Source organism: Oscillospiraceae bacterium, from assembly GCA_035380125.1.
Taxonomy (GTDB): domain Bacteria; phylum Bacillota; class Clostridia; order Oscillospirales; family JAKOTC01; genus DAOPZJ01.
This window is the reverse complement of the sequence record DAOSWV010000011.1, coordinates 99,529-108,780: the sequence shown is the minus strand read 5'-3', so window position 1 is coordinate 108,780 and position 9,252 is coordinate 99,529. Positions and strand designations below refer to the sequence as shown.

The window sequence follows — 9,252 nt, the reverse complement described above, 5'->3', positions numbered from 1 at the left end:
AAAGCGCCCCGATGTTTTTCGACGGCGGCGGCGTGACCCTGACCGGCGGCGAACCCACGCAACAGTTTGAGGCGGTTAAAGAGTTGCTCACCCGCTTGAAATCAGAGGGCATTCACACGGCCATTGAAACCAACGGCACCCATCCGCGTCTGCCGGAACTGTTCCCTGTGATCGGCCAGCTGATGATTGACTTCAAGCACCCCGACGACGACATCCACCGAACCGTGACGGGTGTCGGCAATCAAATCATCAAAGAAAATATGAAAAAAGCGACCGCTCAAAAAAAGCGCATCGAACTCCGAATCCCGCTGATCGGCAGTTTCAATACCTCTGACGAGGCCTTACAAGGCATGATCGATTTTTTCAAGACATTGAATCCCGATTTTTTCACCGTCGAACTGCTGCGCTACCACGAATACGGAAAGCCCAAATGGCAGGCCTGCGGCATGGACTATACGATGGACGAAACCGCAAATATTGATTCCCAAACCCTGAACCGTTTCCGCGATGCATTTCAATCCTCCGGTTTTCGTGTTATCAGTACCTAATATTGTAGGGGCGGATATCATCCGCCCGCACCGGCATGATGCCGGTTTCATGTCACCGCCCGCATACATAAAAAGAACCCATGGATGATTGTCATTCTGAGCGAAGTCGAAGAATCTCGGACTGATAAAGGTTTAAATGACTACTCATGCACAAAGGAGCCGATTCTATGAACGCCGCCGTCTTGTCACCCGAAAAACTCACCCAAAAGGCAAAACTGCTTTTCAAAGAAGAACGCCATACCAACCGCCTCGACGGCTGGTTTTATATCAATGAAATCCGACGGGACTGCGACGCCAAATTCGACGGTCAGCCCGCCGAACTCAAAGCCGCGAACACGCTCAAGGCCATCGCCGAAAAATTGCCGATTTCCCTCAGCGAAAACGCCATTTTCGCCGGAACTCAGCGCGACGCCTTTGCGCGCAGTTATGCGCTGATCAATCCGACCTTCACAGTCGAGTCCTTTTCGGGCTACTGCGACCCGACCGCCGTGTTCAATGACATCGAACCCGAGGGCGATCTCACACAAAAGCGCATCGACGAATTGCGTGCCTACAATTCCGACAGCGCCTATGTCCAAGCGCTTGCTGAGACCTACCGACAGGTCACCGAATACACCGGCGAGGTCTGTTTCTTCGTCGAGCAGGTGACCGGCCATGTCATTCCCGACATGAGGGTGATTCTGGCGCAGGGCATTGAGGCCGTAACCAAACAAATCGATCAAAAGCTTTCCGTTGAAACCGACCCCGAGCGCAAAATCAACCTCACAGCGATGAAAATCTCATTGGAAGCGATACTAATATTGGCCGCCCGATATGCCCAACTCGCCCGAAAACAAGCCGAGACCGCAGACGATGTGCGTAAATCCGAACTTTTATTATTAGCCGAAACGCTTGAAAAAGTCCCCGCGAAGGGCGCGGTCCATTTATACGAAGCCATACAAAGTTTTATTCTGTTGTGGCAGGTGATGTGCATCGAGCAGTCCCCGAACCCGTTTGCTTTCTCGGTCGGCAACGCAGACCGGATTTTCGAACCCTACCGCAAAGTCGGCAATACAGATCGTGAGACCGCCGCCGCATTGTTCCGCCACTTATTGGTGTTTTTCAACATCGGCGACCGCAGCTGGGCCATCTCCCAAAACGTCCTGATCGGCGGCAAAGACACCGCGGGTAATGACCTGACCAACGACTGCACCTATGCGCTGCTCGACGCCTATTACGACATGAACCTTCCGCAGCCGATTCTCTCGGTCAAACTGCACCAAAACACGCCCGACGCACTCTATCAGGCACTCGGCAAGTTCTTTTTTACCCCCGGTTGCCTCACGCCTTCCCTGTTCAACGACGACGCTCTGTTCCCGATCCTTGCCTCCGCCGGCGTCGAACAAGCTGACCTTCCGGATTATTCGGTCGCGGGCTGTCAGGAGCCGCTCGTCATGGGCAAGGACAACGGCAACACCACCAACAGTTGGCTCAACCTCGGTAAAATCCTCGAACTGACCCTGCTCGACGGCACCTCCGCGATCTCCGGCAAACCCATCGGCCCCAAAACCGGAACCACCAATGCTTTGGAACGCCTAAAAAATATCCGAACACTCTTTTATCAAAACGTCGGATTTTACACCGCTGAGATGCGCAAAGCGGCCAATAACGCCACCAAAGCGCTGTCTTTATTACCGGTTCCGTTCATCAGCACCTTGATGGGCGGCATCGAGACCGGTTACGACATGCGCGACGTCGAACATCAAGGCACCAAATATAACGGCAGCGGCTGTTTGATCCACGGCCTGACCGTCGTCGCCGATTCCTTCATCGCCATCGACACCTTGCTGCGCGAACGCCCGCAGGACGCCGACCGCCTGATCGAAGCCCTGCGCACCGATTTTGAACATGACGAGGAACTCCGGCAGTACCTGACCGCCTGCCCGAAATTCGGCAATAACCTCGATCTGCCCGACCGAGAGGCCAAACAAGTCACCGAAACCGTCGCGGATATCGTCGCGTCCCAGAAAAACCTGTTGGGCAACCCGTTCCGCCCCGATTTCAGCACGCCTTCCACCCATCTGCTCTACGGCTACTGGGTCGGTGCGACGCCGGACGGACGCAAAGCCCGCGACATGCTCAACTACGGCACCGATCCGCTCTACGGCGACGCCCAGAACGGGCTCGGCTTTCGGATGCTCTCGGGATTTTGCCTGCCCTATTGCAAAATGTGCGGCGGTTATGCCTCTCACTTCGGCATCGACCCGAAATATTTCAAAGGCGAGACCTATGAGGATAAGGGAATTGAATTTAAAACCCGGGTCATCACGCCGCTGTTTTTCAACCCGAAAAACGCGGAACATTCCCCGTTTTATCTCTATGTCAACGTCACGACCGCCGAAATTCTGCGCAAAGTGCTTTCCAACCCGAAAAAATACGCCCCGAGCGGTGTCTACATCATGCGCATCCACGGCACTTTCGTCAATTTCCTCGACCTCTCCCCGGCCATCCAAAACGACATCATCACCCGCCTCGATCCGCAGTCGACTTCAATATAGGGGCAGTAGGGGCGGATATCATCCGCCCGCCGTCATGATGACGGTTTCATACGCGTTGTAAAATCTTCATTCCATTGGGCCTGATAGTGCATGCTTCCACGCTTGGTGCTTTCACAAGAACCGTCTTTGCGAGGAAAAGCGCGAGGTGAAGCCTCACGCTTTGACGAAGCAATCCAGAAATGAAGCCTTCAAATACGCATCGGTCCGGATTGTCGCGAGATTGAATCCCCTCATAATGTCGATTGACTTTTCGGGCACAGCTCTCTGCACTCACCCGCAAAACGCAATATAAAAGGAGCAGCAACATGAACGTCATCGGTCTGGATATCGGCACGACCTCCATTTGCGCCACGGTTGTTGACGCGAAAACAGGAAAGGTTTTTGAAGCGGTCAATGTCGCCAATGACTCGTTTCTGCCATCCCAACCTTGGGAAAAGATTCAGGATCCCGCCAAAATTTTATCCAAAGCGAAAACGCTGATCTCTCAACTCACCCAAAAATACGCGCTCATCGGCGCCATCGGCGTGACGGGTCAGATGCACGGCATCGTCTACCTCGGTCAAAACGGCAGCGCGGTCAGCCCGCTCTATATCTGGCAGGACGGCCGCGGCGATCTCCCTTATCAAAACGATCAGACCTACGCGCAAACTCTTTCTGCGTTTACCGGCTGTCACCTTGCGACCGGGTTCGGCGCGGTGACGCATTTTTATAACCTCAAAAACGGCCTCATCCCCAAAGAAGCCGTGACTTTCTGCACCATTCATGACTATGTCACCATGAAACTCTCAAACCGAAACCGCCCGCTGACCCACGCTTCCGACGCGGCAAGTTTCGGCCTGTTCGATCTGCAAAAATCCGTATTTGATCGGAAAGCCCTCGAAAAAGCGGGCATAGACCCCTCGTTTTTTCCTGCGGTCACGGGTCAATTCGATATTATCGGTAAAACCGAAAGCGGTATTCCCATCACGGTGGCCATCGGCGATAATCAAGCCAGTTTTCTCGGCTCGGTAAAAGACCCGCAGCAAAGCATTCTGGTCAACATCGGCACCGGCAGTCAGATTTCGCTGTTTTCCGACGGTTTCGTGCGGGAAAGATCGATGGAGACCCGTCCTCTTTTCGAAAATAATTTTTTATTGGTCGGGGCATCGCTCTGCGGCGGTCGTGCCTACGCGATTTTGGAACACTTTTTCCGTTCGGTCGTCGAAATGGCGGGCGTGTCTTCGGACCGCCTGTATCCCGCCATGGACAAGCTCTCCGAGGGCTTTGAAACCCTTGAAAATAAACTCCGCATCTCCACACAGTTCAGCGGCACCCGCGAAAACCCCGCTTTACGCGGCTCTGTTCAAAATCTCGGCATCGAAAATTTCACGCCGCAGCACTTTGTCGTCGGTGTTTTGGAGGGCATCGCCGACGAACTTTATCAGATGTACGCGCAATTAAAAATCCAAACCGATCAACACACCGTTTTAATCGGTTCGGGCAACGGCATCCGCAGCAGCGCGGTCATGCGAAAAATGTTCTCGCAAAAGTTCGGCCTGCCGATCCGTGTTCCGCTCTATAAAGAGGAAGCCGCCTACGGCGCGGCGCTGACCGCCATGACCGCCGCCGGATTTTATACCGATATCCATCAAGCCCAACAGATCATCCGATACGAAGAAGTCCTGTAGGGAACGGTCTTGACCGTTCCGAATGAAAAAGCAAAGCGGGAGGTCTTTCATGCGTAAATTTTCTGCGTTTGTTTTATTGGCTATTTCTGTGGGTATGATCGTTGCATGCGCAAATCCAACGAATAGCTCAAACAAAACCGGTCTGTATGACTATCAGGCGCTCTATACTTATCACAGCGATACTCCCACAATAGAAACCCTTGAATCCGTCGGACAATACTTGCAAGCGAAAGACATATTGGATTTAATAAGCGTACAGTTCGCTCAGGAACCGGACGACGCTCATGATGACTCCGTCATATTCAATTATGCCCTGCAGCTCACCCCGGGAAATCCGGAATATACGATAGACCATCAAGCCATCATGCAGGACGTGATTTTAATTTTTGTGCTGTTTCCGAATATCAACACGGTGGAAATCGACTTCACCCAAGCCGATTACAGCTTTGGCTGCCGCTACACAAAAGAAGAAGCCACCGAGGTTTTCGGCCAAGATATCGCCATTTTCGGCGAAAGCGAAAAGAATTTTACCGAATTGTTTCCGCCTTTACTGGAATCGGTTGATTATCATCCTGATGTGATGGATACCGTGAATTATTACCACGCCATGGGTTTGGATGAGCCCGGATAATGGTTATTTTAATGAATCTTATATTTTTATAACGCAATAATCTTCGTATGAACATCTTCTCATTCCAACTCGGCCAGCCATAACCCGTCGGTTCGATCCTGTTTTTGCGCGATATCCTCCGGCGGTCTCGAACAGGACGAGATGACCTATTTCCCGTTTGAGGAAAAGATCTCGCTCGCATAGCACAGTCCAAGATAAAACCTGCTGAAGAACGGGATGCCGAAAAAATGCGATCAAGTCCTGTAGGGAACGGTCTTGACCGTTCCGAATATACGATAAAATTCAAATCGATAGAAGGTGTATTATGTTTCAATGGATTCGCAATATCCGTGCGCGAAAACGCGCCGCAAAACTGGAACGGGAACAGGACGCCGAAAGGATGCGTCTCTGGCGCGAAGAGCAGCTGAAAAAATGCGACAAGGGCGAACATGATTGGGAATATCAATACGAGGTTCAGGGCGACGGCGATCCCAATGTCGAGGGGTATATCGAGATCACCCGTTCCACCTGCCGTATCTGCGGCGAATCGCGCGTAGACATTGAACCCTACGACCCCGAAGAACGGAACCCGTAAACCCTATAAACTTATAATCCTCGGAGAACGTCTTCCCACTTAAATGGTGCCGTTTGCGACGCCTTAGGGCTGCCCGAAGTACCGGGTGGTCTCTTTTATCGATCCAAGCACGATTTATTCTTTTCCATAAATGCCTCAATGGCATTGATTCTGTCCGCCCGTTTCCGCCCAATCTCAACCTGATATCGATCCTGCAAGGGTTCAACCCACAGTTCTATACCGTTCCACATGGCTTTCTCATATCGGTGCTGACCGCTCTCCAAGTTCATTTTCTCATCCGCCGCAATATCGACAATCGCCCCATCCACGCACAGGCGGCCGAAATACCGTACCAACCAAGTTCCGTGATTATCGACAAACGGCTCGACGACATTTTCGGGGAATAGAGTTTTCACCTTGAAAAAATCCTTCGTGTTTACGATGATATCCAAATCATGCGGTTTGATCTGCACCCCGCGCACGGCCTCGCTGACACTGCCGATGATATACCATTCGATGCCGTTCTCCGCAAACTTCTCGGCAAGAAGCAACAAAATGCTTTTCCAATCGAAATCCCCGTCAAACATCGACGGCCCCAACCGGGCGAAATTTCGTTTGATCGCTTCTTTTTCCTCCGCGTTATGGTACCACGCAGAATGAACCGTATCGATAATCGGGTAAATCTTTAAAAACCGGTCTCCGTTTTTCTTCCACCAAGCGTCTTTTAACCCCTCTTCCTGCTTTTCGTTCGCGCCCTCCGCGCAAAAAACAAATTCGGTTTCGGTCTCATAACAATAGCATTTCATAATATAATATCCCTTCGCAGTGAATTATCCATCATATTAACATAGAAAAGGAGCGTTTTCTTGACCGAAATTACACTATTTTATTCATAAAAACAAAAAAGCCCGCAATACTGCGGGTTTTTTGGAGCTGATAACCGGATTTGAACCGGTGACCTCGTCCTTACCAAGGACGCGCTCTACCGACTGAGCTATATCAGCATGTGGCGACTCGGAAGGGGGTCGAACCCTCGACCTCTAGCGTGACAGGCTAGCGTTCTAACCAACTGAACTACCGAGCCACATGGGTATCAAGGATACGGCATACCACTGTGTCGTAAAAGCGGCAGAGCCGCTGGCAGGGGCAGAAGGAATCGAACCCTCGGCACGCGGTTTTGGAGACCGCTGCTCTACCTGCTGAGCTATGCCCCTATGCCGATGTTTGCAGGAAGATGTTTTGCGTTTCAGCCGTAAAAACGACCATTTACAAAACGAACGCTTTCAAAGCGCCCCGTCATTATACACAATTTGCGCCCCGATGTCAACATTCCCTTGAACAATTTTTCATAATTGCCAAAAAAAATTCCATGCAGTATAATGTTTTTAATACATCAGGGAAGGTTGACGCATGTATAATACCGTTGAAAATATATTAATATCTTCCGGTGTCTCCAATTTCGGATTCTGCGCCGCCGAACCGGCGGTTTTCCGCAGCCCGCCCAAAACCCCGTTCGGCTTCACGCCCGCCTCGGTGATCACGGCGGCGTTTCCCTATCGGACACCCTCTTCCGGCAATGAAAATCTGTGCCTGTATGCCCGTGTACCGGATTATCACGAGGTGATCGGTGCACGCTTGAAAACCGCCTGCGACGCGCTTTTAGCCGCATACCCGAATCATCATTTTCTGCCATTTGTCGATTCGGCGGTCATTTCCGAAGTCGCGGCGGCATTGCGCTGCAACCTCGGTGTTCTCGGCAAAAACCGCCTGCTGATTACGCCGAAGTACGGTTCCTATGTCTTTATCGGTGCGATTTTGACCGATCTCAAACTCGATCCCTGCGAAAAACCCGTCTCTTTTTGTCCCGATTGTGGGCGCTGCATCGACGCCTGCCCGACGGGCGCATTGTCCGGAAAAGGCGACTGCCTGTCCCGCATCACCCAGAAAAAAGGCGAACTGGCAGAAGAAGAATCTGAACTCATCCTCAAAGGCGGTCTTGTCTGGGGCTGTGATGTCTGCCAAACTGTTTGCCCGCTCAACGACAACGCGGCGCTCACCGATCTGCCCGAATTTACAAGCGGCATAAAGGGCCGTATCGGCGCCGAAGATTTGGACGATCTGACCGGACGCGCTTACGGTTGGCGCGGCCGCGAAGTGCTATTACGCAACTTGAAAATTCTCGGGCAATATGATAAAATTTTACCATAAAGTTATGGAGTGATATTTTGACCGACAGAGAGATTGAAAATTTTATAAAGACCAGCCCGAAGGGGCATTTTTGCCAAAGCGAAAAGTGGGCCGCCGTCAAGCATGACTGGACCCGCAAAACCGTTGCTGTCACCGGCGAAGACGGCCAAATCAAGGGTGCGATCTCATTTTTGCTGCGCAAGACCCCCGTGCTGCCTTTTCATTTGATGTACGCCCCGCGCGGCCCGGTCTGCGACCCCGACGACGCCGAGACCCTCAAGGCGTTAATCGAAAAATCCAAGGAACTGGCCAAAAAGTGCCACGGATATATCATCAAAATCGACCCCGACGTGCCGGTGCAAAATTCCGGTTTTATCAAAACCCTCGAAGACGCGGGATTTTCGCGTGTCGCCGGCAAGAATTTCGACGCCGTCCAGCCCAATTTCGTCTTCCGGCTCGACATCAAGGGCAAAACCGAAGACGAGATTTTCGCCGCTTTTGCCGCCAAGACCCGTTATAATATCCGTGTCGCCGAGAAAAACGGCGTTACCGTGCGCGTCGGCGGCCTGCCCGACCTCACCGAGTTTGCGCGCATCATGAAAATCACCGGCGAGCGCGACGGTTTTCCCACACGCCCCAAAAGCTACTTTGAGGGCTTACTGACCGCGATGGGTGAAAACGCCCGCTTATATGTCGCCGAGCTCGACGGCAAGATGATCGCGGCGACCATCCCGATCCAATACGGCAATAAAACTTGGTACCTCTACGGCGCGTCGGATAACGAATACCGCAACGCCATGCCGAATTATCTGCTCCAGTGGGAGATGATCCGCTGGGCGATCCAGAGCGGCTGTGAGATTTACGATTTTCGCGGCGTCTCGGGCGATCTGACCCCCGAAAATCCCCTCTACGGACTCTACCGCTTCAAAAAGGGCTTCGGCGGCGAACTGACCGAGTTCTGCGGTGAATTCAACCTCGTCACCAACCCCGCCGTCGAAAAGCTGGTCAACAACGGCCTCGAATTTCTGAAAAAAATTCGGCGATAACACACGTAGGGGCGCACCTATGTGTGCGCCCGTTTCACGCGGACAACCATCCCCTGCATGACATTCAATGCCGTTTTATATGA

Annotated in this window: 8 protein-coding genes and 3 tRNA genes; 7 read left to right on the top strand and 4 right to left on the bottom strand. The window is 52.1% G+C overall.

The window, feature by feature from the left end; all coding sequences use genetic code 11:
* From PK629_06040 to PK629_06020, 5 genes are all read left to right on the top strand, one after another.
* On the top strand, window positions 1-548 hold a 548-nt coding region (locus tag PK629_06040), incomplete at its 5' end, for a radical SAM protein (GenBank protein ID HOP11031.1).
* 167 nt (window positions 549-715) lie between these two features.
* The gene (locus PK629_06035; protein ID HOP11030.1) at window positions 716-3,085 is read left to right on the top strand and encodes a pyruvate formate lyase family protein; all 2,370 of its coding nucleotides are present in this window, start codon (window positions 716-718) and stop codon (window positions 3,083-3,085) included.
* A gap of 305 nt (window positions 3,086-3,390) precedes the next feature.
* Complete coding sequence (locus PK629_06030; GenBank protein ID HOP11029.1) at window positions 3,391-4,752, top strand: FGGY family carbohydrate kinase; 1,362 nt, start codon at window positions 3,391-3,393, stop codon at window positions 4,750-4,752.
* A 49-nt stretch (window positions 4,753-4,801) separates the two neighbouring features.
* Window positions 4,802-5,383, top strand: coding sequence for a hypothetical protein (locus tag PK629_06025; GenBank protein HOP11028.1), 582 nt, complete (start codon window positions 4,802-4,804; stop codon window positions 5,381-5,383).
* A gap of 304 nt (window positions 5,384-5,687) precedes the next feature.
* Complete coding sequence (locus tag PK629_06020) at window positions 5,688-5,957, top strand: hypothetical protein (protein HOP11027.1); 270 nt, start codon at window positions 5,688-5,690, stop codon at window positions 5,955-5,957.
* A 95-nt stretch (window positions 5,958-6,052) separates the two neighbouring features.
* On the opposite strand, the gene PK629_06015 is transcribed toward PK629_06020, so the two are convergent.
* The 4 genes from PK629_06015 to PK629_06000 all read right to left on the bottom strand — a co-directional run bounded on the left by PK629_06015 (window position 6,053) and on the right by PK629_06000 (window position 7,150).
* Window positions 6,053-6,742, bottom strand: coding sequence for a hypothetical protein (locus tag PK629_06015; protein HOP11026.1), 690 nt, complete (start codon window positions 6,740-6,742; stop codon window positions 6,053-6,055).
* Window positions 6,743-6,864: 122 nt separating this feature from the next.
* Window positions 6,865-6,940: transfer RNA gene (locus tag PK629_06010), tRNA-Thr, on the bottom strand.
* 3 nt (window positions 6,941-6,943) lie between these two features.
* Window positions 6,944-7,020 (bottom strand) — tRNA-Asp (locus tag PK629_06005).
* Window positions 7,021-7,074: 54 nt separating this feature from the next.
* Window positions 7,075-7,150, bottom strand: a tRNA-Trp gene (locus PK629_06000).
* A 196-nt stretch (window positions 7,151-7,346) separates the two neighbouring features.
* On the opposite strand from PK629_06000, the gene PK629_05995 reads away from it, so the two are divergent.
* On the top strand, window positions 7,347-8,144 hold the full coding sequence (locus PK629_05995) for a DUF1730 domain-containing protein (GenBank protein ID HOP11025.1): 798 nt from the start codon (window positions 7,347-7,349) through the stop codon (window positions 8,142-8,144).
* 17 nt (window positions 8,145-8,161) lie between these two features.
* Window positions 8,162-9,169, top strand: coding sequence for a peptidoglycan bridge formation glycyltransferase FemA/FemB family protein (locus PK629_05990; protein ID HOP11024.1), 1,008 nt, complete (start codon window positions 8,162-8,164; stop codon window positions 9,167-9,169).
* Window positions 9,170-9,252: the final 83 nt, after the last annotated feature.

Coding starts and splice junctions, on each gene's coding strand:
- PK629_06035 (HOP11030.1), top strand. CDS start 716: ATGAACGCCGCCGTCTTGTCACCCGAAAAACTCACCCAAAAGGCAAAA.
- PK629_06015 (HOP11026.1), bottom strand. CDS start 6,742: ATGAAATGCTATTGTTATGAGACCGAAACCGAATTTGTTTTTTGCGCG.
- PK629_06020 (HOP11027.1), top strand. CDS start 5,688: ATGTTTCAATGGATTCGCAATATCCGTGCGCGAAAACGCGCCGCAAAA.
- PK629_05995 (HOP11025.1), top strand. CDS start 7,347: ATGTATAATACCGTTGAAAATATATTAATATCTTCCGGTGTCTCCAAT.
- PK629_06025 (HOP11028.1), top strand. CDS start 4,802: ATGCGTAAATTTTCTGCGTTTGTTTTATTGGCTATTTCTGTGGGTATG.
- PK629_06030 (HOP11029.1), top strand. CDS start 3,391: ATGAACGTCATCGGTCTGGATATCGGCACGACCTCCATTTGCGCCACG.